Source organism: Pseudocitrobacter sp. 2023LY-00077 (assembly GCF_055796175.1).
The window spans coordinates 22,379-48,415 of sequence record NZ_JBSPEI010000019.1 but is presented as its reverse complement, the minus strand read 5'-3'; the positions used below and the strand labels follow the sequence as shown (position 1 = coordinate 48,415).

Annotated in this window: 19 protein-coding genes; 18 read left to right on the top strand and 1 reads right to left on the bottom strand. The window is 55.7% G+C overall.

Features of this window, described 5'->3' with window-relative positions:
* Positions 1-18 precede the first annotated feature (18 nt).
* From hscB to sseB, 6 genes are all read left to right on the top strand, one after another.
* Positions 19-534 (top strand): co-chaperone HscB, encoded by a 516-nt coding sequence (hscB, locus tag ACWWFX_RS20750; protein ID WP_456146201.1) that lies wholly within the window; start codon positions 19-21, stop codon positions 532-534.
* A 15-nt stretch (positions 535-549) separates the two neighbouring features.
* Positions 550-2,400: a Fe-S protein assembly chaperone HscA gene (hscA, locus tag ACWWFX_RS20745; protein WP_473224678.1), complete on the top strand. Its 1,851-nt coding sequence runs from the start codon at positions 550-552 to the stop codon at positions 2,398-2,400.
* Position 2,401: 1 nt separating this feature from the next.
* On the top strand, positions 2,402-2,737 hold the full coding sequence (gene fdx / locus ACWWFX_RS20740) for an ISC system 2Fe-2S type ferredoxin (RefSeq protein WP_015963427.1): 336 nt from the start codon (positions 2,402-2,404) through the stop codon (positions 2,735-2,737).
* Between the two features lie 11 nt (positions 2,738-2,748).
* Complete coding sequence (iscX, locus tag ACWWFX_RS20735) at positions 2,749-2,949, top strand: Fe-S cluster assembly protein IscX (protein WP_015963428.1); 201 nt, start codon at positions 2,749-2,751, stop codon at positions 2,947-2,949.
* A 71-nt stretch (positions 2,950-3,020) separates the two neighbouring features.
* Positions 3,021-4,304, top strand: coding sequence for an aminopeptidase PepB (gene pepB / locus ACWWFX_RS20730; RefSeq protein ID WP_473224677.1), 1,284 nt, complete (start codon positions 3,021-3,023; stop codon positions 4,302-4,304).
* 85 nt (positions 4,305-4,389) lie between these two features.
* A complete protein-coding gene (gene sseB, locus ACWWFX_RS20725) occupies positions 4,390-5,166 on the top strand; it encodes an enhanced serine sensitivity protein SseB (RefSeq protein WP_276219398.1) in 777 nt (258 codons plus the stop codon).
* Between the two features lie 497 nt (positions 5,167-5,663).
* On the opposite strand, the gene sseA is transcribed toward sseB, so the two are convergent.
* Positions 5,664-6,509, bottom strand: coding sequence for a 3-mercaptopyruvate sulfurtransferase (sseA, locus tag ACWWFX_RS20720; protein WP_473224676.1), 846 nt, complete (start codon positions 6,507-6,509; stop codon positions 5,664-5,666).
* Between the two features lie 219 nt (positions 6,510-6,728).
* Here sseA and ACWWFX_RS20715 point away from each other — a divergent pair, with 219 nt between their 5' ends.
* The 12 genes from ACWWFX_RS20715 to sinH all read left to right on the top strand — a co-directional run bounded on the left by ACWWFX_RS20715 (position 6,729) and on the right by sinH (position 26,015).
* On the top strand, positions 6,729-11,681 hold the full coding sequence (locus ACWWFX_RS20715; protein WP_473224675.1) for an alpha-2-macroglobulin family protein: 4,953 nt from the start codon (positions 6,729-6,731) through the stop codon (positions 11,679-11,681).
* Between the two features lies 1 nt (position 11,682).
* A complete protein-coding gene (pbpC, locus tag ACWWFX_RS20710; protein ID WP_473224674.1) occupies positions 11,683-14,007 on the top strand; it encodes a peptidoglycan glycosyltransferase PbpC in 2,325 nt (774 codons plus the stop codon).
* Between the two features lie 156 nt (positions 14,008-14,163).
* A complete protein-coding gene (gene ndk / locus ACWWFX_RS20705) occupies positions 14,164-14,595 on the top strand; it encodes a nucleoside-diphosphate kinase (protein ID WP_015963434.1) in 432 nt (143 codons plus the stop codon).
* A gap of 260 nt (positions 14,596-14,855) precedes the next feature.
* Positions 14,856-16,022: a dual-specificity RNA methyltransferase RlmN gene (gene rlmN / locus ACWWFX_RS20700; RefSeq protein WP_015963435.1), complete on the top strand. Its 1,167-nt coding sequence runs from the start codon at positions 14,856-14,858 to the stop codon at positions 16,020-16,022.
* 277 nt (positions 16,023-16,299) lie between these two features.
* A complete protein-coding gene (gene rodZ, locus ACWWFX_RS20695) occupies positions 16,300-17,310 on the top strand; it encodes a cytoskeleton protein RodZ (protein WP_276219407.1) in 1,011 nt (336 codons plus the stop codon).
* Positions 17,311-17,336: 26 nt separating this feature from the next.
* Entirely contained in the window at positions 17,337-18,455 is a 1,119-nt protein-coding gene (ispG, locus tag ACWWFX_RS20690; protein ID WP_473224673.1) for a flavodoxin-dependent (E)-4-hydroxy-3-methylbut-2-enyl-diphosphate synthase, read from the top strand.
* 114 nt (positions 18,456-18,569) lie between these two features.
* Complete coding sequence (hisS, locus tag ACWWFX_RS20685) at positions 18,570-19,844, top strand: histidine--tRNA ligase (protein WP_231826519.1); 1,275 nt, start codon at positions 18,570-18,572, stop codon at positions 19,842-19,844.
* A 33-nt stretch (positions 19,845-19,877) separates the two neighbouring features.
* On the top strand, positions 19,878-20,498 hold the full coding sequence (locus tag ACWWFX_RS20680; protein WP_149464790.1) for a YfgM family protein: 621 nt from the start codon (positions 19,878-19,880) through the stop codon (positions 20,496-20,498).
* A gap of 10 nt (positions 20,499-20,508) precedes the next feature.
* Positions 20,509-21,687, top strand: coding sequence for an outer membrane protein assembly factor BamB (gene bamB / locus ACWWFX_RS20675; RefSeq protein ID WP_015963440.1), 1,179 nt, complete (start codon positions 20,509-20,511; stop codon positions 21,685-21,687).
* A 175-nt stretch (positions 21,688-21,862) separates the two neighbouring features.
* Positions 21,863-23,341, top strand: a complete 1,479-nt coding sequence (gene der / locus ACWWFX_RS20670; protein ID WP_015963441.1) for a ribosome biogenesis GTPase Der — start codon at positions 21,863-21,865, stop codon at positions 23,339-23,341.
* A gap of 49 nt (positions 23,342-23,390) precedes the next feature.
* Positions 23,391-23,609, top strand: coding sequence for a zinc ribbon domain-containing protein (locus ACWWFX_RS20665; protein ID WP_473224672.1), 219 nt, complete (start codon positions 23,391-23,393; stop codon positions 23,607-23,609).
* A gap of 225 nt (positions 23,610-23,834) precedes the next feature.
* A complete protein-coding gene (gene sinH, locus ACWWFX_RS20660; protein ID WP_473224697.1) occupies positions 23,835-26,015 on the top strand; it encodes an intimin-like inverse autotransporter SinH in 2,181 nt (726 codons plus the stop codon).
* Positions 26,016-26,037 lie beyond the last annotated feature (22 nt).

Here is a 26,037-nt window from a genome sequence, read left to right as displayed (position 1 = left end):
ATTTACCCTGAGATTGTTATGGATTACTTCAGCCTCTTCGGGTTACCCGCCCACTATCACGTCGATACTCAGGCCCTTGCGACCCGTTTTCAGGATCTGCAACGTCAGAACCATCCCGACAAATTCGCCAGCGCCAGCGCGGCCGAACAACTCGCTGCGGTGCAACGTTCCGCAACCATCAATCAGGCCTGGCAAACGCTGCGTCATCCGCTGCCGCGCGCGGAATATCTCCTGTCGCTGCACGGTTTTGATTTAGCCAGCGAGCAGCACACGGTGCGCGATACCGCCTTTCTGATGGAACAACTGGAACTGCGCGAAGAGCTGGATGAGATTGAACAGGCGAAGGATGAAGCGCGTCTGGAAGGGTTTATTAAACGCGTCAAAGCGATGTTCGACACCCGCCATCAGCAGATGGTGAAAGAATTAGACGATGAAGCGTGGGAGACGGCGGCGGATACCGTGCGTAAACTGCGTTTTCTCGATAAACTGCGCAGCAGTGCTGAACAACTCGAAGAAAAACTGCTCGACTATTAATTTCGGAAGCTCAATATGGCCTTATTACAAATTAGTGAGCCTGGTCTGAGTGCCGCGCCGCATCAGCGTCGTCTGGCGGTTGGCATCGATTTAGGCACCACCAATTCTCTGGTTGCGACGGTCCGTAGCGGTCAGGCGGAAACACTGGCTGACAGCCAGGGTCGCCACCTGCTGCCCTCTGTTGTCCATTACCAGGCGCAGGGCCACGTCGTGGGTTATGACGCGCGCGCCAATGCCGCGCAGGACCCTGCTAACACCATCAGTTCCGTCAAACGCCTGATGGGCCGCTCGCTGGCCGACATTCAGGCGCGTTACCCGCATCTGCCGTACCAGTTTGAGGCGAGCGAAAATGGCCTGCCGATGCTGGTTACTGAGGCCGGTGTGCTGAACCCGATTCGCGTCTCGGCCGATATCCTCAAAGCGCTGGCGGCGCGGGCGACTGAATCGCTCGCCGGTGAACTCGACGGCGTAGTGATCACCGTTCCGGCTTACTTTGACGATGCACAGCGTCAGGGCACCAAAGACGCCGCGCGTCTGGCGGGCCTGCATGTGCTGCGTCTGCTTAACGAACCGACCGCTGCGGCAATTGCCTATGGCCTGGATTCCGGTCAGGAAGGCGTGATTGCCGTGTATGACCTGGGCGGCGGCACGTTTGATATTTCTATTCTGCGCTTAAGCCGCGGTGTGTTTGAAGTGCTGGCGACGGGCGGCGATTCTGCGCTCGGCGGCGATGACTTCGACCACCTGTTGGCCGATCATATTCGTGAACTGGCGGGCATTGCCGATCGTAGCGATAACCGCGTGCAGCGCGAACTGCTGGATGCCGCTATTGCCGCTAAAATCGCCCTGAGCGATGCTCAGAGCGTGACGGTTGAGGTTGCAGGCTGGAAAGGCGAGATCACTCGCGAACAGTTTAACGACCTGATTTCCGCACTGGTTAAACGCACCCTGATGGCCTGCCGTCGCGCGCTGAAAGATGCGGGCGTGGAAGCGGATGAGGTGCTGGAAGTGGTGATGGTCGGTGGTTCAACGCGTGTTCCGCTGGTGCGTGAACGCGTGGGTGAATTCTTTGGTCGCACGCCGCTTACCTCTATCGACCCGGATAAAGTTGTCGCCATCGGTGCAGCGATTCAGGCTGATATTCTGGTGGGGAACAAGCCAGACAGTGAAATGCTGCTGCTGGACGTCATCCCGCTGTCGCTCGGTCTGGAAACGATGGGCGGGCTGGTTGAGAAAGTGATCCCGCGTAACACCACTATTCCAGTGGCGCGCGCGCAGGAGTTCACCACCTTTAAAGATGGTCAGACGGCGATGTCTATTCACGTGATGCAGGGCGAGCGCGAACTGGTGCAGGATTGCCGTTCGCTGGCCCGTTTTGCGCTGCGTGGTATTCCGGCGCTGCCGGCGGGTGGGGCGCATATTCGCGTCACCTTCCAGGTGGATGCCGACGGGCTGTTAAGCGTCACCGCGATGGAGAAATCCACCGGGGTTGAATCCTCAATTCAGGTCAAACCGTCCTACGGTCTGACCGATGGTGAAATCGCCACCATGATTCAGGATTCCATGAGCTACGCCGAGCACGATGTCAAAGCCCGTATGCTCGCGGAGCAAAAAGTAGAAGCAGCACGCGTACTGGAGAGTTTGACCGGTGCTCTGGCCGCCGATGCCGCGCTGTTAAGCGCCGCAGAACGTCAGGTGATTGATGAAGCCGCTGCGCATCTGAGCGCGGTAGCTGAAGGCAATGACACTGACGCCATAGAACAAGCCATTAAAAACGTTGATAAACAAACCCAGGAATTCGCCGCTCGCCGTATGGACAAATCTGTCCGTACTGCGCTGAAAGGCCAATCCGTGGACGAGGTTTAATATGCCAAAGATTGTTTTTCTGCCCCACCAGGACCTGTGTCCGGATGGCGTAGTTGTGGAAGCTGAGACCGGTGAAACCATTCTGGATGCTGCGCTGCGTAGCGGTATCGAGATTGAACACGCCTGCGAAAAATCCTGTGCCTGCACCACCTGCCACTGCATCGTGCGTGAAGGTTTTGACTCTCTGCCGGAAAGCACTGAAGACGAGGACGATATGCTGGATAAAGCCTGGGGGCTGGAACCGGATAGCCGTCTGAGCTGTCAGGCGCGCGTCACCGACGAAGATCTGGTGGTCGAAATTCCGCGTTACACTATTAACCACGCACGCGAGCACTAACAGAGGATAGTATGGGACTGAAGTGGACCGACAGCCGTGAAATCGGCGAAGCGCTTTACGACACCTTCCCGGATACCGATCCGAAGACCGTGCGCTTTACTGACCTGCACCAATGGATTTGCGACCTTGAGGATTTTGATGATGACCCTCAGGCATCAAATGAAAAAATCCTTGAGGCAATTCTGCTAGTCTGGTTAGACGAAGCTGAATAAGTCACATATCGGGCTGCCATTCGGCGGCCCGTATTGCTAATACGGCCCGTTTACGAATAAGGATAAATAAAATGACCGAAGCGATGAACATTACGCTTACCACGCAGCCCGCCGATGCGCGCTGGGGCGAAAAAGCGACTTATAGCATTAACGATAATGGAATCTCTGTGCACCTGACCGGTAAGGACGACCTGGGCCTGATTCAGCGCGCGGCGCGTAAAATTGATGGTCTGGGCATTAAACACGTAGCGTTGACCGGCGAAGGCTGGAGCGCCGACAGCGCTTGGGCTTTCTGGGCCGGTTATAAAGGGCCGAAAGGCACTCGTAAAGTGGAATGGCCAGAGCTGGATGACGCGCAACGTCAGGAACTCGATAACCGCCTGACTATCATCGACTGGGTGCGCGATACCATCAACGCCCCGGCGGAAGAGGTTGGCCCGTCACAGCTGGCGCAGCGTGCGGTTGATCTGCTGTGCAGCGTCGCCTGCGATCAGGTTTCTTACCGCATCACCAAAGGCGAAGATCTGCGCGAGCAGAACTATATGGGGATTCACACCGTAGGCCGTGGCTCTGAGCGCGCACCGGTGCTGCTGGCGCTGGACTATAACCCAACCGGCGATAAAGAAGCGCCGGTCTACGCCTGTCTGGTCGGGAAAGGCATCACCTTCGATTCCGGCGGTTACAGCCTGAAACAAAGCGCGTTCATGGACTCGATGAAGTCCGACATGGGCGGCGCGGCTATGGTCACTGGCGCGCTGGCGTTTGCGATCACCCGTGGTCTGAACAAACGTGTGAAACTTTACCTGTGCTGCGCCGACAACATGGTGAGCGGCAACGCCTTCAAACTGGGCGATATCATTCACTATCGCAACGGTAAAAATGTCGAAGTGATGAACACCGATGCGGAAGGTCGTCTGGTGCTGGCCGATGGTTTGATCGACGCCTCTGCGCAGAAACCGGAGCTGATTATTGATGCAGCGACCCTCACCGGCGCGGCGAAAACGGCGCTGGGTAACGATTATCACGCGCTGTTTAGCTTCGACGATGGCCTGGTCAATCGTATGATGGCGAGCGCGGCGGCGGAAAACGAACCGTTCTGGCGCCTGCCGCTGGCGGAGTTCCACCGTAATCAGTTACCGTCCAACTTTGCCGAGCTGAACAACACCGCGAACGCCACCTATCCGGCGGGTGCAAGCACCGCAGCGGGCTTCCTGTCTCACTTCGTTGAAAACTATCACCAGGGCTGGCTGCACATCGACTGCTCCGCTACCTATCGTAAAGGCGCGGTAGAGCAGTGGGCTGCCGGGGCGACCGGGCTGGGCGTGCGCACGATTGCGAATCTGTTGACAGCGTAAGCCGGATAAGCGCAGCGCCATCCGGCAAATAACGGCGGGGGCGCTTCGCTTGCCCGCCCTACATGTTTTTTTATCTGTGGTTCTTATGTCCGAAACCAAAAACGAATTAGAAACTCTGCTTGAACAGGCGGCGACCGAACCGGCGCATCGCCCTGCGTTCTTCCGCACGCTGCTGGAATCCACCGTTTGGGTGCCCGGCACAGCGGCGGAAGGCGAGCAAATTGTGGAAGACAGCGCGCTCGATTTACAGCACTGGGAAAAAGATGACGGAACGTCCGTCATTCCGTTTTTCACCTCGCTGGAAGCCTTGCAGCAGGCTGTGGAAGAGGAACAGGCGTTCGTGGTAATGCCCGTTCGCACGCTGTTTGAAATGACTCTCGGCGAAACGTTGTTCCTCAACGCCAAACTGCCGACCGGGAAAGAGTTCACCCCGCGCGAAATCAGCCATCTGATTGGTGAAGAGGGAAACCCGCTCAGTACCCAGGAAATTCTGGAAGGCGGCGAATCGCTGATTCTCTCCGAAGTGGCGGAGCCGCCCGCGCAGATGGTGGATTCGCTCACCACGCTGTTTAAAACCATTAAACCGGTGAAACGCGCGTTTATCTGTTCAATCAAAGAGAGCGCAGAAGGCGAGGCGAACCTGCTGATTGGTATTGAAGCCGACGGGGATATTGAAGAGATTATTCACGCCGCAGGCAGCGTGGCAACGGATACGCTACCGGGTGATGAACCGATTGATATCTGTCAGGTGGTAAAAGGGGAGAAGGGTATCAGCCACTTTATTACCGAACATATCACCCCGTTCTACGAACGCCGCTGGGGCGGATTCCTGCGTGATTTTAAACAGAATCGGATTATCTAAGTTTGAGGAAGGCCGCTCCGAAGGGCGGCATCCTGGCTTACCTGCCCATTACATTGATTGCGTTGCGAAAAGCGTAGCCTGAAAGATCCCAGTCTTCGTTAACGTGAGCAAACAGCGTGCTGGTTACAATAAGCACGATACAAACGTATCGTTTCATTGCGCGGTCCATGCAAAGACCGCATCACGGCAGCACCACTGGCGATAATGACGCGATAGCAAGTACCGGATAGTACCTGCGCTTACGGCCACGGAACATCCTCTCCAGAAGCCAGTGCCCGTTTGCGAGACGGCGGAAAGGGCCGTTTAAATAATACCCTCTTTTTGCAAGGTTAATCCATAAGTGGACTTGACTTCAGCGCTCTGAAAACGGATTATTTCGTTACCGGGTAGTACCTGCGTTGCTTTCGCAACACAACCCGCTGGAAAGGCCGCGAACCAGACCAGCAATAAAAAAAACCGCCTTTTTATGGGCGGTTTTTTTATTGCTGCAATGCGGGTTATATCACCGGCTCAACCGGCAAGTCATCGCGTGCGCCCCATTCGCTCCAGGCGCCGTCATACAGCGTCACATCATCGGCTTCCAGCGTCGCCAGCGCCAGTACAACCACTGCCGCCGTTACGCCGGAACCACAGCTGGCGACGATTGGGCGGTTGAGGTCAACACCTGCGCGGTCAAAAATCGCGGTCAATTCATCAACGGTTTTCAGCTCACCGTTGAAGACTAAATCGCCCCACGGCACGTTACGCGCCCCGGGAATGTGCCCACGACGTAAGCCCGGGCGAGGTTCGTCAACTTCGGCGTTAAAGCGTGGTGCCGGGCGGGCATCGACGATTTGCGCAGTGCCTTCGTGGCTAATTAGCAGCACGTCGGTCAGGCGCTTAATTTTCTGTGCGTCGAATTTCACCTCGAAGTCGCCTTCGACCATATCGACACTACCCTGCTCAAGCAGGTAATCATCGCGTTGCCAGCCCGCTAATCCGCCAGCCAGAATTGAGACTTTTTCAGCGCCAAATGTACGCAGCATCCACCAGGCGCGCGGTGCGGAGAAGAGATTACCTTCATCGTACACCACCAGATGTTTATCGCTGCTGACGCCCAGTTCACGCATAGCAACCGCGAAGGCTTCCGGGCGCGGCATCATATGCGGTAGCGGGGTGGTGTGGTCTGAAAGCGCTTCAATATCAAAGAAAAGAGCATCAGGGAGATGACCGTCGCGGTATTCTGCGGCCATATCACGATGTTCCTGCCCCGGCGGCGCCATGCGCGCATCGATAATCTGAACTTCCGGGTCGTTAATGTGTTCTGCCAGCCAGTCGGCGGCGACAAAGAAAGAGGTGCTCATATGGGCCTCCATTTATCAGTTGTAAAAGAATTGTCGGCGTTTTGCCGGGCAGTGACAAGTTAATGACTCCAGGTATGTGATAACACCGAATAAGTTACTGAATAAATAATTCGGAAAAAGACCGCAATTTAAACGTCCGGAGAGGTGGTAAAACGCTGTTCACGCGTAATACTATTGAGCATTCATGACAAACAGGCTCCAGAGCCAGAGGTTCTAAGGATGAAACCCTTCCGTTTGGCGGCACTTGCGCTGCTTGCCGCGTCGACGCTTGCCGGCTGTGATAATAACGATAAAGAGAAAACCGTTGCGCCTGCACCTGCAGCCACAACGTCTACCCCGGCGACGCCTGCTCCCGCAAAACCTGATAGCGCGATGTTAGCCAAACTGGCTCAACAGAGCGAAGGAAAGGCCTTAACTCTGCTGGATGCCTCGGAAGTGCAGCTTGAAGGCGCGTCGGCGCTGGTGCTCACGTTCTCAGTGCCGCTCGATCCCAATCAGGATTTCGCCAAAACCGTGCATGCCGTCGATAAAAAGAACGGCAAAATTGACGGTGCCTGGGAGCTTGCCCCGAATCTGAAAGAATTGCGTCTGCGGCATCTGGAGCCAAAACGCGAACTGATTGTGACCATTGATCCTGAACTGGTTGCGGTGAATAAAGAGACGCTGGGCAAAGGCGTCGAAAAAACAATATCTACCCGCGATATTGCGCCAACGGTCGGTTTTGCCAGCCGTGGTTCGCTGCTGCCGGGCAAAGTGGTGGAAGGGTTGCCAGTGATGGCGCTCAACGTTAACAACGTCGATGTCAACTTCTACCGCGTGAAGCCGGAGTCGCTGGCGTCGTTTGTCAGTTCGTGGGAATACCGTAACTCGCTGAGCAACTGGGAATCTGACGAACTGCTGAAAATGGCGGATTTAGTCTACACCGGGCGCTTCGATCTCAACCCGGAGCGTAACACCCGCGAGAAACTGCTGCTGCCGCTGAAAGATATCAAACCGCTGCAACAGTCTGGTGTATACATCGCGGTGATGAATCAGGCCGGGCACTATAACTACAGTAATGCCGCCACGCTCTTTACCCTGAGCGATATCGGCCTTTCCGCGCACCGCTATCACAATCGTCTGGACGTCTTTACCCAAAGTCTGGAAAACGGCGCGGCGCAGTCGGCGGTCGATGTACAACTGCTGAATGAAAAAGGGCAAACTCTGGCGCAGGCGAACAGCGATGCGCAGGGGCACGCCACGCTGCAAACCGATAAAGAAGCGGCGCTGGTGCTGGCGCGCAAAGATGGCCAAACCACGCTTCTCGATCTCAAACTCCCGGCGCTCGATCTTGCTGAATTCGCCATTGCCGGCGCGCCTGGCTACAGCAAACAGTTCTTCATGTTTGGCCCGCGCGATCTCTATCGTCCTGGTGAAACCGTCATCCTGAACGGCCTGCTACGCGATGGCGATGGCAAACCGCTGGCGGAACAACCGGTCAAAATCGACGTGGTGAAACCCGACGGCCAGGTGGTGCGCAGCGTGGTCAGCAAACCGGTGAACGGTCTGTATCAGTTGAACTATCCGCTCGATAGCGGCGCGGCGACCGGGATGTGGCATATTCGCGCCAACACCGGTGATAACCAGCGCCAGGAGTGGGATTTCCACGTTGAAGATTTCATGCCGGAACGTCTGGCGCTTAACCTGAGTGCCGAGAAAACCCCGCTGGCACCAGAAGATGATGTGAAGTTTGGCGTTGTCGGTTACTACCTCTATGGCGCACCGGCCAATGGCAACACCTTACAGGGCAAACTGTTCCTGCGTCCGCTTCGTGATGCCGTTGCCGCGCTGCCGGGTTTCCAGTTTGGCGATATTGCGGAACAAAATCTCTCGCGCAGTCTGGATGAAGCCAGCCTGACGCTGGATGAAAAAGGGCGCGGGGAAGTGACTACCTCCAGCCAGTGGCAGGAAGCACATTCCCCGTTGCAGGTCATTTTACAGGCCAGCCTGCTGGAATCCGGCGGCCGCCCGGTGACGCGTCGCGCCGAACAGGCTATCTGGCCGGCGCCGGAACTGCCGGGTATTCGCCCACAGTTCGCCAGCAAAGCGGTGTATGACTATCGCACCGACACCACCGTGAATCAGCCGATTGTCGACGAAGACAGCCAGGCCGCATTTGATATCGTTTATGCCAACGCGCAGGGCGAGCGCAAAGCGGTTGAAGGCTTACAGGTTCGCCTTATCCGTGAGCGTCGTGACTACTACTGGAACTGGTCAGAAGACGAGGGCTGGAAATCCCAGTTTGACCAGAAAGACCTGGTGGAAGGCGAAGAGAGCCTTAATCTGAAAGCCGATGAAACTGGCAAGGTCAGTTTCCCGGTTGAGTGGGGCGCCTATCGTCTGGAAGTGAAAGGGCCGAACGATACCCTGAGCAGCGTACGTTTCTGGGCCGGATACAGCTGGCAGGATAACAGCGATGGCAGCGGCGCGGCGCGCCCGGATCGCGTGACCATGAAGCTGGATAAACCGTCCTATAAACCGGGCGATACCATCAAGCTGCACGTAGCCGCTCCGGCGGCGGGCAAAGGTTATGCGATGGTGGAATCGAGCGAAGGCCCGTTGTGGTGGCAGGAAATCACCGTTCCGGCGGAAGGGCTGGATCTCACCATTCCGGTGGATAAAAGCTGGAATCGTCATGACCTCTATTTGAGCACGCTGGTGGTGCGTCCGGGTGACAAATCCCGTTCCGCCACGCCAAAACGCGCGGTCGGCGTACTGCATCTGCCGCTCGGCGATGAGAACCGTCGTCTGAATATCGCTCTTGATGCGCCTGCGAAAATGCGCCCGAATCAGCCGTTGACGGTGAAAGTGAAAGTTGACCGTAAAGAGGGCGCAGCGCCGAAACAAGTGAACGTGCTGCTTTCGGCGGTGGACAGCGGCGTGCTGAACATTACTGATTACACCACGCCCGATCCGTGGCAGGGCTTCTTTGGCCAGAAACGCTACGGCGCGGATATTTATGATATCTACGGCCAGGTGATTGAAGGGCAGGGTCGTCTGGCGAGCCTGCGCTTTGGTGGTGATGGCGACGAACTGAAACGCGGCGGTAAACCGCCGGTTAACCACGTCACCATTATCGCGCAACAGGCCCAGCCGGTAACGCTCGATGAAAACGGCGAAGGCACCGTCACGCTGCCGATTGGCGATTTCAACGGCGAGCTGCGCGTGATGGCGCAGGCGTGGACCGATGAAGATTTTGGCAGCAGCGAAGATAAAGTGGTGGTTGCCGCGCCGGTGATTGCTGAACTGAACATGCCGCGCTTCCTGGCGGGCGGCGATACCGCGCGTCTGACGCTGGATATCACTAACCTCACGGATAAACCGCAAACGCTGAACGTACAGCTGGCGGCGAGCGGGTTGATTCAGCTGGAAGGCGCGCAGCCTGCGCCGATTACGTTACAGCCGGGCGTGCGCAATATTCAGTTTGTGCCGGTAAGCGCGAAAGAGGGTTTTGGCGACGGTCAGGTGGATATCACGGTAAGTGGTCTGGCATTACCGGGGGAAACGTTGCCGCCGGTCAGTAAATCCTGGAAGCTGGGCGTACGCCCGGCCTTCCCGGCGCAGACGGTGAACGTGGGGGCTGCATTGCAACCCGGCGAAAGCTGGAATGTACCGCCGGACTCTCTGGCGAATTTCTCTCCGGCAACGGTTCAGGGGCAGCTGCTGCTGAGCGGTAAGCCGCCGCTGAACCTGGCGCGCTATATCCGCGAGTTGAAAGCGTATCCGTATGGTTGTCTGGAGCAGACCGCCAGCGGTCTTTTCCCATCGCTATACACCAATGCGGCGCAGCTCAAAACGCTCGGTATTACCGGCGACAGCGATGAGAAACGTCGCGCGGCGGTAGATGTGGGAATTTCACGGATGCTGCAAATGCAGCGTCAGGATGGCGGTTTCGCCCTGTGGGATAAAGAAGGCCCGGAAGAGTACTGGCTGACCGCCTACGCGATGGACTTCCTGGTGCGCGCGGGCGAGCAGGGTTACAGCGTACCGGCAGACGCCATCAACAAAGGCAATAACCGTCTGCTGCGTTATCTACAGGAGCCGGGGCTGATGACCCTTCGCTACAGCGATGACGTTGCCGCCAGCCGCTTTGCCGTTCAGGCTTATGCCGCGCAGGTGCTGGCGCGTCAGCAGAAAGCGCCGCTCGGCGCGCTGCGCGAAATCTGGGAACGTCACGCGCAGGCGAAATCGGGCCTGTCGCTGATGCAACTGGGCGTGGCATTGAAAGCGATGGGCGATGCGCCGCGTAGTGAAGAAGCCATTCAACTGGCGCTGAAAACGCCGCGTGCCGACACGCCGCGCTGGATTGGTGATTACGGCAGCGCGCTGCGGGATAACGCGCTGATGCTGGCGTTGATGGAAGAGAACAAACTGCTGCCGGATGCGCAAAACACGCTGCTGCAAACGCTCTCTGAGCAGGCGTTCGGAGAGCGTTGGTTATCCACGCAGGAGAGCAATTCGCTGTTCCTGGCGGGTCGCGGTCTTGCTGATTTACCGGGCAACTGGCAGGCGCAAACGTCGCTGGATGCCGCGCCGTTGCAGAGCGATAAAGCACAAACCCGCAATCTGGATGCGGACCAGTTAGGCGCTTTGCAGGTGACTAATAGCGGCGCGCAGCCGCTGTGGTTGCGCCTCGATGCCACCGGGTACCCGGAATATTCGCCAGAGCCGGTCAGTAACGTATTGCAGATTGAACGCCAGATCCTTGGTACTGACGGAAGGCCGAAAGCCATCTCGTCACTGCGCAGCGGTGACCTGGTGCTGGTGCGCCTTGAGATCAACGCCAGCCAGAACGTACCGGACGCGCTGGTCGTTGATATGCTGCCTGCCGGGCTGGAGCTGGAAAATCAAAACCTGGCGAACAGCAGCGCCAGCCTTGCGGATAACGCAGGCGAAGCGCAGAACCTGATCAACCAGATGCAACAGGCGGATATTCAGCATATGGAATTCCGCGACGATCGCTTTGTGGCGGCCGTTGCCGTCAATGAGAACCAGCCGGTCACGCTGGTTTATCTGGCGCGTGCAGTGATGCCGGGTACCTATCAGTTGCCACAGCCGCAGGTGGAATCGATGTATGTGCCGCAGTGGCGCGCGACCGGCCAGGCGGATGGCCCGCTGATCGTCACGCCGTAAGATGCGGTTGTGGTCTGCGTTTAAACGCCGCTGGCTCTGGCTGGCGGCGAGCGCGGTAGTGGTGTGGCTGGCGGTGCTGGGGGCCGATCGTCTCTGGCCGTTGCCGTTACATGAAGTGACGCCCGCCCGCGTGGTGGTCGCTCAGGATGGCACACCGCTGTGGCGTTTTGCTGACGCTGAAGGGATCTGGCGTTATCCGGTCACCATTGAAGAGGTGTCGCCGCGCTATCTTGATGCGCTGATTCAGTATGAAGATCGCTGGTTCTGGGATCATCCCGGCGTTAACCCGTTGTCGATCCTGCGCGCGGCCTGGCAGGATCTTACGTCCGGGCGCGTGGTCTCCGGCGGCAGTACGCTAACCATGCAGGTGGCTCGCCTGCTGGACCCTCATCCTCGTACTTTCGGCGGTAAATTCCGTCAGCTCTGGCGCGCGTTTCAGCTGGAGTGGCACCTTTCAAAACGCGATATTCTTACCCTCTATCTCAATCGCGCCCCTTTCGGCGGCACGTTGCAGGGAGTGGGCGCGGCAAGCTGGGCCTATCTGGGTAAACCGCCCGCACAATTGAGCTATGCCGATGCAGCGTTGCTGGCCGTGCTGCCGCAGGCGCCGAGTCGTTTACGCCCGGATCGCTGGCCGGAACGCGCGCAGGCGGCACGCAACAAAGTGCTGGCCCGCATGCAAACCCAGCAGGTGTGGCCCGCAAAGGTGGTGAAAGAAGCCAGCGAAGAGCCTGTCTGGTTGTTCCCACGGCAGATGCCGCAGCTGGCGCCGCTCTTCTCGCGCAAAGTGCTGGCGATGAGCAAAGCAGAAAAAATCACCACCACGCTGGATGCCGGGCTACAACGCCAGCTTGAAGAGATGGCGCTCAACTGGAAATCGCGCCTGCCGCCGCGCAGTTCGCTGGCGATGATCGTTGTGGATAACAGTACGATGCAGGTGCGCGGCTGGGTGGGGTCGGCGGACATCGCTGACGACAGTCGATTTGGGCATATCGATATGGTGTCGGCGATCCGATCGCCGGGATCGGTATTAAAACCGTTTGTATATGGTATGGCGATGGATGAAGGATTGATCCATTCTGCTTCGCTGCTCCAGGACGTGCCGCGCCGGGTGGGGGATTACCGACCCGGAAACTTTGATAGCGGCTTCCACGGCCCGGTGAGCATGAGCGAGGCGCTGGTGCGATCGTTGAATCTTCCAGCTGTGCAGGTTCTGGAAGCCTACGGCCCGAAACAGTTTGCCGCGCGCCTGCGTAACGCCGGTTTACCGTTGATACTGCCTGCAGGCGCGGAGCCTAATTTATCGTTGATCCTCGGCGGGGCGGGCGCGAGGCTGGCAGATATCACTGCCGCCTATAGCGCTTTTGCACGTCATGGTAAAGCAGGGCGCTTACGTTTGCTTGCCGACGATCCACTGGTGGAACGCCCGCTCTTGTCGCCGGGATCGGCGTGGATCATTCGCCGTATTCTGGCGGGAGAAGATCAGCCGATGGCCGATGATTCTCTGCCACAGGTGGTGCCGCTGGCATGGAAAACCGGGACCAGCTACGGCTATCGCGACGCGTGGGCAATTGGCCTGAATGCGCGTTACAGCATCGGCATCTGGACCGGCAGGCCAGACGGTACGCCCGTCGCGGGGCAGTTTGGTTTTGCCAGCGCGGTGCCGCTACTGAATCAGGTGAGCAATCTGTTACTTTCCCACGCCAGTGCAGGGAAAAACGGATTACCCACCGATCCACGTCCAGCTTCGGTGAGCGGTGGGACGATATGCTGGCCTGGCGGGCAGTCGCTGCCGGAGGGCGATGCGAACTGCCGCCGCCGTCTCGCGACCTGGCTTTTGGACAGCAGCCAGCCACCGACTTTGCTGTTGCCCGGTCAGGAAGGCATTCGCGGAATTCGCTTCCCGGTCTGGCTGGATGCGCAGGGCAAACGCGTTGCAGCAGATTGCCCGGATGCGAAGCAAACTACCCTGGATGTGTGGCCGCTGCCGCTTGAACCCTGGCTTCCCGCCAGTGAGCGACGCGCTGCCAGACTTCCTGCCGCCTCAACCGTTTGCCCGCCACAAATAACGCAGGACGCGCCGCCGTTAGTGCTTTCTGGCGTGCGAGAAGGCGCGGTGATCCAACGTGCCCCCGGTGAATCTCTGGCTACGATTGCGCTGCAAACCAGCGGCGGAGAAGGGCGACGCTGGTGGTTCCTGAATGGTGAGCCGCAGGAAAGCGCGGGAAAAAATCTGACGCTTACGTTACAAAAAGCGGCAGAATATCAACTGGTGGTGATAGATGACGGTGGGCAGATAGCGACGGTGAATTTTACCTTTCAATAAGATTTTTGCGCCAGCTAGCGTAAGAATGTTGCTAAAGCTAATTTTATTTTAAAAAAATGTTACCTTCGTCCATAGGCAAGGCGAGCTTGTCTCATTATAATCCGCGCCAGGTCATACGACGTATGCATAACAACAGAACACATTTCAGAGGTAATCATGGCTATTGAACGTACTTTTTCCATCATCAAGCCAAACGCGGTGGCAAAAAACGTTATTGGAAGCATCTTTGCTCGTTTTGAAGCGGCAGGGTTCAAAATCGTCGGCACCAAAATGCTGCATCTGACCGTTGAGCAAGCGCGTGGGTTCTACGCTGAGCATGATGGCAAACCGTTCTTCGACGGTCTGGTTGAATTCATGACCTCTGGCCCGATCGTGGTTTCCGTTCTGGAAAGCGAGAACGCGGTACAGCGTCACCGCGATCTGCTGGGTGCGACCAACCCGGCTAACGCCCTGGCGGGTACCCTGCGTGCAGATTACGCTGACAGCTTCACCGAAAACGGCACCCACGGTTCCGATTCTGTTGAATCTGCACAGCGCGAAATCGCTTACTTCTTCGGTGAAGGCGAAGTCTGCCCGCGCACTCGCTAATTGATCAGCCTGTAGGCCGGGTAAGGCGTCAGCCGCCACCCGGCAAAGCACCCGCACAATGCCTGATGGCGCTTCGCTTATCAGGCCTACGGTTGAGACAGGTATGATTATTTTTACGAATGTCACGTGCAGACGTGGCGTCCGTGCGCCAGAATTTGTACAATGCAACGCCCCCGGACGAGCAGACCGCTCTCCCGGGGCGTTTCTTTTTATTAACCCTCCAGGGGCCATAACGTGTAACAACGAGGCCGGTAAAGATTATGTCTGAACAAATTGTCACGCCTGAGAGCGCCATCCCGGCGGTTCCCAATAAAGATGGAAAAATTAACCTGCTGGATCTCAACCGTCAGCAGATGCGCGAGTTTTTTAAAGACTTAGGCGAGAAACCCTTCCGTGCCGATCAGGTCATGAAGTGGATGTATCACTACTGCAGCGATAACTTTGATGATATGACCGATATCAACAAGGTGCTGCGTAATAAGCTGAAAGAAGTCGCTGAAATTCGTGCGCCGGAAGTGGTTGAAGAGCAACGTTCTTCCGATGGCACCATCAAATGGGCGATTGCGGTTGGCGATCAGCGCGTTGAAACGGTTTATATCCCGGAAGACGATCGCGCAACCCTGTGTGTTTCTTCACAGGTTGGCTGTGCGTTAGAGTGTAAATTCTGTTCTACGGCGCAGCAGGGCTTTAACCGTAACCTGCGCGTTTCGGAAATTATTGGCCAGGTCTGGCGTGCGGCGAAAATTGTTGGCGCGGCCAAAATCACCGGTCAGCGTCCTATCACCAACGTGGTGATGATGGGCATGGGCGAGCCGTTGCTGAACCTCACTAACGTGGTTCCGGCAATGGAAATCATGCTTGATGATTTCGGTTTTGGTCTGTCCAAACGTCGTGTCACCTTGTCCACCTCTGGCGTCGTTCCGGCACTGGATAAACTCGGCGATATGATTGACGTTGCGCTGGCGATCTCCCTGCACGCGCCAAACGACGAAATTCGTGATGAAATTGTACCGATCAACAAAAAGTACAATATCGAAACCTTCCTGGCGGCGGTTCGCCGTTATCTGGAAAAATCTAACGCCAATCAGGGCCGTGTGACCATCGAGTACGTGATGCTCGACCACGTCAACGACGGTACTGAACACGCGCATCAGCTGGCTGAATTGCTGAAAGATACGCCGTGCAAAATCAACCTGATTCCGTGGAACCCGTTCCCGGGCGCGCCGTATGGCCGTAGCTCTAACAGCCGTATCGACCGTTTCTCGAAAGTACTGATGGAATACGGTTTTACCACTATTGTGCGTAAAACTCGTGGTGATGACATCGATGCTGCATGCGGCCAGCTGGCCGGTGATGTTATCGACCGTACCAAACGTACCCTTCGTAAGCGTATGCAGGGCGAGGCTATCGACGTAAAAGCCGTGTAATCATGCCTTCGCGCACGGCAGAAATGGCGTGCGCGACGTTAAATGGGCAAGGATTAGGCGAAACGTACTGATCTGGTTAATAATTACGGTGCGTTTCCGCCAGTATTGAGGCAGTATGTAGCGCAGGAATGACAGTGCCGCTACCGTCTCTGGTGCTGTTTTGAGGTCGCTAACCGGGCAGCTTATACTGTCTGTTCGAAGTCAACGATCGGATGTTTCGCGGTGTAGGCGTAGTCTGCATCAGAGTCTTAATTTCACGAACCAGCAGTTGTAGCGAATGAATACTGAAACCAACCCTGATCAACAAGAAGCACGTACCACGGGCTCCCGTTTACGCAATGCCCGTGAACAACTCGGACTCAGCCAGCAGGCGGTTGCTGAACGGTTATGCCTGAAGGTTTCCACCGTTCGCGATATTGAAGAAGATAAAGCGCCCGCTGAACTCGCTTCAACATTCCTGCGTGGTTATATCCGTTCTTACGCTCGCCTCGTTCATATTCCTGAAGAAGAACTGCTGCCGATGATGGAAAAGCAGGCACCGGTTCGCGCAGCGAAAGTCGCGCCGATGCAGAGCTTCTCGCTGGGTAAACGTCGTAAAAAACGTGACGGCTGGCTGATGAGCTTCACCTGGCTGGTGCTGTTCGTGGTCGTCGGTCTTACGGTGGCGTGGTGGTGGCAAAACCACAAAGCGCAGCAGGAAGAGATCACCACCATGGCGGATCAATCCTCCGTGGAACTCAATAACAGCAGCAATACCGGTTCTCAGGATGTGCCATTAGATACCGGCGCAACCAGTGCGCCTGCTACAGCGGATAACACCGCGCCAGCAACGACGCCAGCAGATACCGCAGCGACGCAAACGCCAGCCCCGACAGCGACGCCTGCGCCAGCAACCGACGCGCAAAATAACGCGGTAGTTGCGCCGTCCCAGGCGAATGTAGACCCGGCAGCGACCGCGCAGACGACTGCACCGGTAGCCACTGGCCTGCCAACTGACCCGGCTCAGCCTGTTACGCCAGCGGCTGACCCGAATGCGCTGGTGATGAACTTTACCGCGGATTGCTGGCTGGAAGTCACCGATGCGACCGGTAAAAAACTGTTCAGCGGTATGCAGCGTAAAGATGGTAACTTGAATCTCGTGGGCCAGGCGCCGTACAAACTGAAAATTGGCGCGCCGGCTGCAGTACAGATCCAGTATCAGGGTAAACCTGTCGATCTGAGCCGTTTTATCAGAACTAACCAGGTTGCGCGTCTGACCGTGAATGCCGAACAATCACCGGCACAGTAACAGACGGGCAACGCGGGAGATTTTTCATGCACAACCAGGCTCCAATTCAACGTAGAAAATCGAAACGCATTTACGTTGGGAACGTGCCGATTGGCGATGGGGCTCCCATCGCCGTACAGTCGATGACCAACACGCGTACCACCGATGTGGAAGCAACGGTTAATCAGATTAAAGCGTTAGAACGCGTCGGGGCGGATATCGTTCGTGTTTCCGTGCCGACGATGGACGCGGCAGAAGCGTTCAAACTCATCAAACAGCAGGTCAGCGTGCCGCTGGTGGCTGATATTCACTTCGACTACCGTATTGCGCTAAAAGTCGCGGAATACGGCGTCGACTGTCTGCGTATCAACCCCGGCAACATCGGAAACGAAGAACGTATCCGGATGGTGGTGGATTGCGCGCGCGACAAAAATATTCCTATCCGTATTGGCGTTAACGCCGGTTCTCTGGAGAAAGATCTCCAGGAGAAATATGGCGAACCGACGCCGCAGGCGCTTCTGGAATCCGCGATGCGCCATGTCGATCACCTCGATCGTCTGAACTTTGATCAGTTCAAAGTCAGCGTGAAAGCCTCTGATGTTTTCCTCGCCGTTGAGTCGTATCGTCTGCTGGCCAAGCAGATCGATCAGCCACTGCACCTGGGGATCACCGAAGCAGGCGGCGCACGCAGCGGCGCGGTGAAATCGGCGATCGGCTTAGGGTTGCTGCTCTCGGAAGGGATCGGCGACACGCTGCGTGTCTCGCTGGCGGCCGATCCGGTTGAAGAGATCAAAGTCGGTTTCGACATTCTGAAATCCCTGCGTATTCGTGCGCGCGGCATCAACTTCATTGCCTGCCCGACCTGTTCACGTCAGGAATTTGACGTTATCGGTACGGTCAACGCACTGGAACAGCGCCTGGAAGATATCATCACGCCGATGGACGTTTCCATTATCGGTTGCGTGGTGAATGGCCCAGGTGAAGCGCTGGTATCAACGCTGGGCGTGACGGGCGGTAATAAGAAAAGCGGCCTGTACGAAGATGGCGTGCGTAAAGACCGTCTGGATAACGATGATATGATCGACCAGCTTGAAGCCCGCATTCGTGCAAAGGCGACGATTCTGGATGAAGCCAATCGTATCGATGTTCAGCAGGTCGAAAAATAACAAGATGGGAAGTTAGTGTTCTCGAAGTATGACGACCCGAACTTCCCGTGTATGATTGAACCCCTGCGGGAAATCCGCTGAGGGTTCATTTTTATATTTATAAAGAGAATAAACGTGGCAAAAAACATTCAAGCCATCCGCGGCATGAACGATTATCTGCCTGGCGAGACCGCCATCTGGCAGCGCATTGAAGGCACACTCAAAAACGTGCTCGGCAGCTACGGTTACAGTGAAATCCGTTTGCCGATTGTAGAGCAGACCCCGTTATTCAAACGCGCGATTGGTGAAGTGACCGACGTGGTTGAAAAAGAGATGTATACCTTTGAGGACCGCAATGGCGATAGCCTGACCCTGCGTCCGGAAGGTACTGCGGGCTGCGTACGCGCCGGCATCGAGCATGGTCTTCTGTACAATCAGGAGCAGCGTCTGTGGTATATCGGGCCGATGTTCCGTCACGAACGTCCGCAGAAAGGCCGCTACCGCCAGTTCCATCAGCTGGGTTGCGAAGTGTTTGGTCTGCAAGGGCCGGATATCGACGCCGAGCTGATTATGCTTACCGCTCGCTGGTGGCGCGCGCTGGGCATTTCTGAACATGTCGCGCTGGAGCTGAACTCTATTGGTTCCCTGGAAGCGCGTGCGAACTATCGTGATGCGCTGATTGCCTTCCTCGAACAGCATAAAGAGAAGCTGGACGAAGACTGCAAACGTCGTATGTACAGCAACCCGCTGCGCGTACTGGATTCAAAAAATCCGGACGTTCAGGCGCTGCTGAACGACGCGCCTGCGCTGGGCGACTATCTTGACGATGAGTCTCGCGAACATTTTGCCGGTCTGTGCGCTCAGCTGGATGCGGCAGGCATTGCCTACACCGTCAACCAGCGTCTGGTGCGCGGTCTGGACTACTACAACCGCACCGTGTTTGAGTGGGTGACCAACAGCCTGGGCTCGCAGGGTACCGTTTGCGCCGGTGGGCGTTATGACGGTCTGGTTGAGCAATTGGGCGGTCGCGCCACCCCGGCGGTGGGCTTCGCGATGGGTCTCGAACGACTTGTTTTGTTAGTTCAGGCAGTTAATCCGGAATTTAAAGCCGATCCTGTTGTCGATATATACCTGGTAGCCTCAGGTGCTGATACTCAGTCCGCCGCAATGCGTCTGGCTGAAGAGGTACGTGATGCAATTCCGGGTGTGAAACTGATGACTAACCACGGCGGCGGCAACTTCAAGAAACAGTTTGCCCGTGCGGACAAATGGGGTGCGCGCGTTGCTCTGGTGTTAGGTGAGTCTGAAGTCGCACAAGCGAATGTGGTCGTGAAGGATTTACGTTCTGGCGAGCAGACAACCGTAACGCAGGACGGCGTTGCCGCGCATTTGCGCACTATTCTGGGTTAATCTCCCGGACATTTTTATCAGGAGAAGGACTGCGTGGAAATGTACAATAACGATAACGACCAGGTTGACGCGCTTAAGCGTTTCTTTGCCGAAAACGGTAAAGCGCTGGCCGTTGGGGTCATTTTAGGGATTGGTGCGCTGGTTGGCTGGCGTTACTGGACGTCCCATCAGCTGAATACGGCGCGTGAATCTTCACAGGCCTATGAAAATGCCGTTTCTTCTCTTAGTTCAGGGAAACCGGAAGCGCTGGCCGGAGCAGAGAAATTCGCTGCCGAATCGAAAAACACCTACGGTGCTTTCGCGTCGCTGGAACTGGCTCAGCAATACGTAGACAAAAATGAACTGGATAAAGCGGAAAAACAGCTTAACCAGGGCTTAGCTGCGGCTTCTGATGAGAATCTGAAATCGGTTATCAGCATGCGTCTGGCACGCGTTCAGCTGCAAATGAAGCAGCCGGATGCGGCGCTGAAGACCATTGAAAGCATTAAAGGCGAAGGCTGGACGGCTATCGTCGCCGATTTGCGCGGGGAAATTCTGCTCAGCAAAGGTGACAAACAAGGCGCTCGCGCGGCCTGGGAAGCAGGGGCGAAAAGCGATGCTTCTCCTGCGCTCAGCGAAATGATGCGCATGAAAATTAATAATTTGTCCATCTGAGAGGGACCCGATGCAATTGCGTAAATTACTTTTGCCAGGACTGCTTTCTGTCACTCTGTTGAGTGGTTGTTCCTGGTTTAGCGGCGAAGAAGATATCGTAAAAATGTCCCCGCTGCCGACGGTTGAAAACCAGTTCACACCTTCTACCGCATGGGATGTGTCGGTGGGTAACGGAATTGGCAACTTCTATTCCAACCTGCATCCGGCCTATGCAGACAGCGTGGTTTATGCGGCAGATCGTCGTGGTACCGTTAAAGCGCTGAACGCGGATGACGGCAAAGAAGTCTGGTCTATCGACCTGGCGGAAAAAGATGGCTGGCTGTCACGTAAACCGGCGCTGCTTTCCGGCGGCCTGACCGTTTCTGGCGGCCATGTTTATGTCGGCAGTGAAAAAGCAAAAGTGTATTCCCTGGATGCAGGCGATGGTTCCATCACCTGGCAGACGGCTATGGCGGGTGAAGTTCTGTCTCGTCCAGTGGTCAGCGACGGCCTGGTACTGGTTCATACCAGCAACGGTCAGCTGCAGGCGCTGAACGAAGCTGACGGTGCGATCAAGTGGACCGTCAACCTGGATATGCCAGCGTTGTCACTGCGCGGTGAATCCGCTCCGGCTGTTGCTTACGGCGCAGCGATTGTGGGTGGTGATAACGGACGCGTCAGCGCCGTGCTGATGCAGCAGGGCCAGCTGATTTGGCAGCAACGTATTTCTCAGGCAACGGGTAACACCGAAATTGACCGTCTGAGCGATGTCGATACCACGCCGGTTATCGCCAATGGCGTCGTTTACGCGCTGGCATACAACGGTAACCTGACCGCACTGGACCTGCGCAGCGGCCAGATCCTGTGGAAACGCGAGCTGGGTTCGGTGAATGATTTCATCGTCGATGGCAACCGTATCTATATGGTCGATCAGAACGACCGCCTTCTGGCGCTCACCACTGATGGCGGCGTAACGCTGTGGACGCAAAGCGATCTGCTGCACCGCCTGCTGACGGCGCCTGCGCTGTATAACGGCAGTCTGGTGGTTGGCGATAGCGAAGGTTACATGCACTGGATTAACACCGAAGATGGCCGCTTTGTTGCACAGCAAAAAGTGGACAGCTCTGGCTTCCTGACTGAGCCGGTTGTTGCCGATGGCAAACTGCTGATTCAGGCAAAAGACGGTACGCTGTACGCTATTACGCGTTAAAATAGTGCGGTGATTCAGTGAATAACGGCTCCTGTTAAATCAGGGGCCGTTTGCTATTTTTATTATTATTGTTTTTGTGCCCGATGGTGCAACGTTTATGAGGCTACATTTTCTGTAGGCCGGGTAAGCGCAGCGCCACCCGGCAAACCAAATATTGAGTTAATGAGGCTTTAACATGATTCCTGTGGTCGCGCTTGTCGGGCGCCCTAACGTTGGAAAATCCACGCTATTTAACCGCCTGACGCGCACTCGTGATGCGCTGGTCGCGGATTTCCCGGGTCTGACTCGTGACCGTAAATACGGTCGTGCTGAAGTGGAAGGCCGTGAGTTCATCTGTATCGATACTGGCGGTATCGACGGTACAGAAGAGGGCGTAGAAACCCGTATGGCGGAACAGTCGCTGCTGGCGATTGAAGAGGCCGACGTGGTGCTGTTTATGGTCGATGCGCGCGCCGGGCTGATGCCTGCGGATAAAGCGATCGCCAAACATTTGCGTTCTCGTGAAAAACCGACTTTCCTGGTAGCGAACAAAACGGACGGCGTTGATGCCGATCAGGCCATCGCTGATTTCTGGTCGCTCGGTCTGGGGGATATCTACCCGATCGCCGCCTCCCACGGTCGCGGCGTGACCAGCCTGCTGGAACACGTGCTGCTGCCGTTTGTTGATGACGTTAACCCGCCGGAAGAAGTAGACGAAGACGCGGAGTACTGGGCGAAATTTGAAGCTGAGCAGAACGGTGAACCGCTGGAAGAGCCGGAAGATGATTTCGACCCGACAACGCTGCCTATCAAGCTGGCGATTGTCGGTCGTCCGAACGTAGGTAAGTCTACACTTACTAACCGTATTCTCGGCGAAGACCGCGTAGTGGTCTATGACATGCCGGGTACGACGCGTGACAGTATCTATATCCCGATGCAACGCGATGAGCGTGAATACGTGCTCATCGACACCGCCGGTGTGCGTAAGCGCGGAAAAATTACCGATGTGGTCGAGAAATTCTCCGTTATCAAGACGTTACAGGCGATTGAAGACGCTAACGTGGTGCTGCTGGTTATTGATGCCCGTGAAGGCATCTCCGATCAGGACCTGTCCCTGCTGGGCTTCATCCTGAATAGTGGGCGCTCACTTGTTATTGTGGTCAACAAATGGGATGGCCTGAGTAACGAAGTCAGAGAGCAGGTGAAAGAGACGCTGGACTACCGTCTGGGCTTTATCGACTTCGCGCGCGTGCACTTTATCTCTGCGCTGCACGGCAGCGGCGTGGGCAACCTGTTCGAATCCGTGCGTGAAGCCTATGATAGCTCCACCCGCCGCGTGGGTACGGCGATGCTGACCCGTATCATGACGATGGCCGTGGAAGATCACCAGCCGCCGCTGGTGCGTGGCCGTCGCGTGAAGCTGAAATATGCGCACGCCGGGGGTTATAACCCGCCAATCGTGGTAATTCACGGCAACCAGGTGAAAGACCTGCCGGATTCCTACAAACGTTATCTGATGAACTACTTCCGCAAGTCGCTGGATGTGATGGGGACGCCGATTCGTATTCAGTTCAAGGAAGGGGAAAACCCGTATGCGAATAAGCGCAATACGCTGACCCCAACCCAGATGCGTAAGCGTAAACGTCTGATTCAGCACATTAAGAAAAGTAAGTAATCACTAATCAATGGCCTCTTTAAGAGGCCATTGTCATTAAGGAGCCACTATGGAACTGCTTTGCCCAAAATGTCAGCACCTGCTGGAGCAGGATGGCGCACATGCGCATTGTCCATCCTGCGGTAATGATGTCGAACTGCTGGCCTGCTGCCCGGATTGCCATCAGCCGTTACAGGTTCTGAAAGCCTGCGGCGCGGTCGATTATTTCTGCCAGAATGGGCACGGGTTGATTTCCCGCAAACGTGTCGAATTTATTCTTCCTGCCTGAATGAATATTATTCCCGGCTTAATTGTCGGGGATATTCATTTAATGAATGTTATGTTTGTTTATATTATTTATTAAAATAAATTATTCCAATACATGATGTGCGATTAATCAAGAAAAACTAATTTTCAGAATTTATTTAGAGGGGCGTCGCTGTTTTTTTCTTTTTTGTCGACATAAAATTAGTCGGTCAAAATTTTATTGTCAGGATTTTTTATCGTGCAGTGGATGCGCCTGCTATTACTTCTGTTTATTTCAGGGACGGTATACGCCGAGCCCGATACTGCTACGCCTGATAATAAACATCCGCCGGAATCTACACTGCCCGATCTAGGCAGTGAGCAAGCGCAGCGAGAAGAGCAGGAATCTAAAGGGCAATCGCTGAAAGAGCAGGGCGCGGAGTATTTCATGGGCTCTGCGACCCAGGGCTTTGAGAACCTGACGCCTGAGGCGCTGGAGTCGCAGGCGCGTAGCTACCTTCAAGGGCAGGTCACCTCGGGCGCGCAGTCTTTAATCGAGGGGGCAATGTCGCCATTTGGTAAAGTTCGTTCAAACCTTTCTATTGGACAAGGCGGCGATCTTGATGGAAGTTCCTTAGATTATTTTGTTCCCTTATATGATAACCAACAAACTGTTTTATTTAGCCAATTATCTGCTCAGCGAAAAGATGACCGTACAATAGGGAATATCGGTTTTGGGGTGAGACATAATTTAGATAAATGGTTATTGGGTGGAAATATATTTTACGATTATGATTTTACCCGAGGCCATCGTCGATTAGGCTTAGGAACAGAAGCCTGGACCGATTATTTAAAATTCTCCGGTAACTATTATCATCCGCTTTCAGACTGGAAAGATTCTGAAGACTTCGATTTCTATGAAGAACGTCCGGCGCGCGGCTGGGATGTTCGCGCAGAAGCCTGGCTACCCGCATACCCGCAACTGGGCGGAAAACTGGTTTTTGAACAATATTATGGCGATGAAGTTGCGCTTTTCGGCACGGATAACTTAGAGAAAGATCCCTTTGCTGTGACCGTTGGCGTGAACTATCAGCCGGTACCTCTTCTCACCGTTGGCGCTGATTACAAAGCGGGGACCGGCGATAATACTGATGTCAGCATTAATGCCACCTTCAATTACCAGTTTGGCGTCCCGCTGAAGGATCAGCTCAACGGCGATAATGTCGCGGCAGCCCACACGCTGATGGGCAGTCGGCATGATTTCGTCGAACGTAATAACTTTATCGTGCTGGAATACAAAGAAAAAGACCCGCTTGACGTCACCTTGTGGCTCAAAGCGGACGCCACCAATGAGCATCCGGAATGCGTGATTAAAGATACGCCAGAGGAAGCGGTTGGCCTGGAAAAATGTAAATGGACCATCAACGCGCTGATCAACCACCACTACAAAATTGTCGCCGCCTCGTGGCAGGCGAAAAACAACGCAGCCCGCACGCTGGTCATGCCTGTTGTTAAAGCAAATACCATCACTGAAGGGAACAACAACCACTGGAATCTGGTGCTGCCTGCCTGGCAGTACAGTTCCGATAAAGCTGAGCAGGAAAAGCTGAACACCTGGCGGGTACGGCTGGCGCTGGAGGATGAAAAGGGTAATCGGCAGAATTCCGGTGTGGTGGAAATCACCGTTCAGCAAGACCGTAAAATTGAGCTGATCGTCAATAACATCGCAGATGTGCCGGATGAGAACAATCACAGCCATGAAGCCAGCGCCCAGGCAGATGGCGTCGATGGCGTGGTGATGGATCTCGACGTTACCGATAGCTTTGGAGACGGTACCGATCGCAACGGCGAGGCGCTGCCGGAAGATAACCTTGCGCCGCAACTTTATGACGCGAACGATACAAAAGTGGCATTGGGCGACAAGCCTTGCACCACGGAATCCCCCTGCGTGTTTATCGCCGAGCGCAATAAAGAAAAAGGTACCGTAACGCTCTCCAGCACGCTGCCCGGCACCTTCCGCTGGAAGGCGAAAGCGGCCCCCTATGACGACAGTAACTATGTTGACGTGACGTTCCTTGGTGGGGATATCGGTGGGCTAAACGCCTTTATTTACCGCACTGGCGCAGATAAACCCGTCAACCTGATCGCCAATGACAAAGAGCACCCGCCCGTCGATGCCACCTACCGTTTTGTGTTGTGGCGTGATGCGAACAAAGACGGCGTGTTCCAGCAGTCAGAAAAACTCAGCGATGAAGAAATGGCGCAGTACGACTATCGCTGGGAGTTTACCGGCCAGAGCGCCCATGGCGAAACGGGCGCGCAGACCCATACCGCCAATGAGGACATTGTGATTCCCGCCACCAACCTGGAAGCGGTGAAGAAGTTTGGCGCGCAGGCGGGGGATGGCGTGCAGGGATACGGTTTACGTGTGGTGTACAGCAAAAAGTAATATCAGCGCAATGGCTATCCGG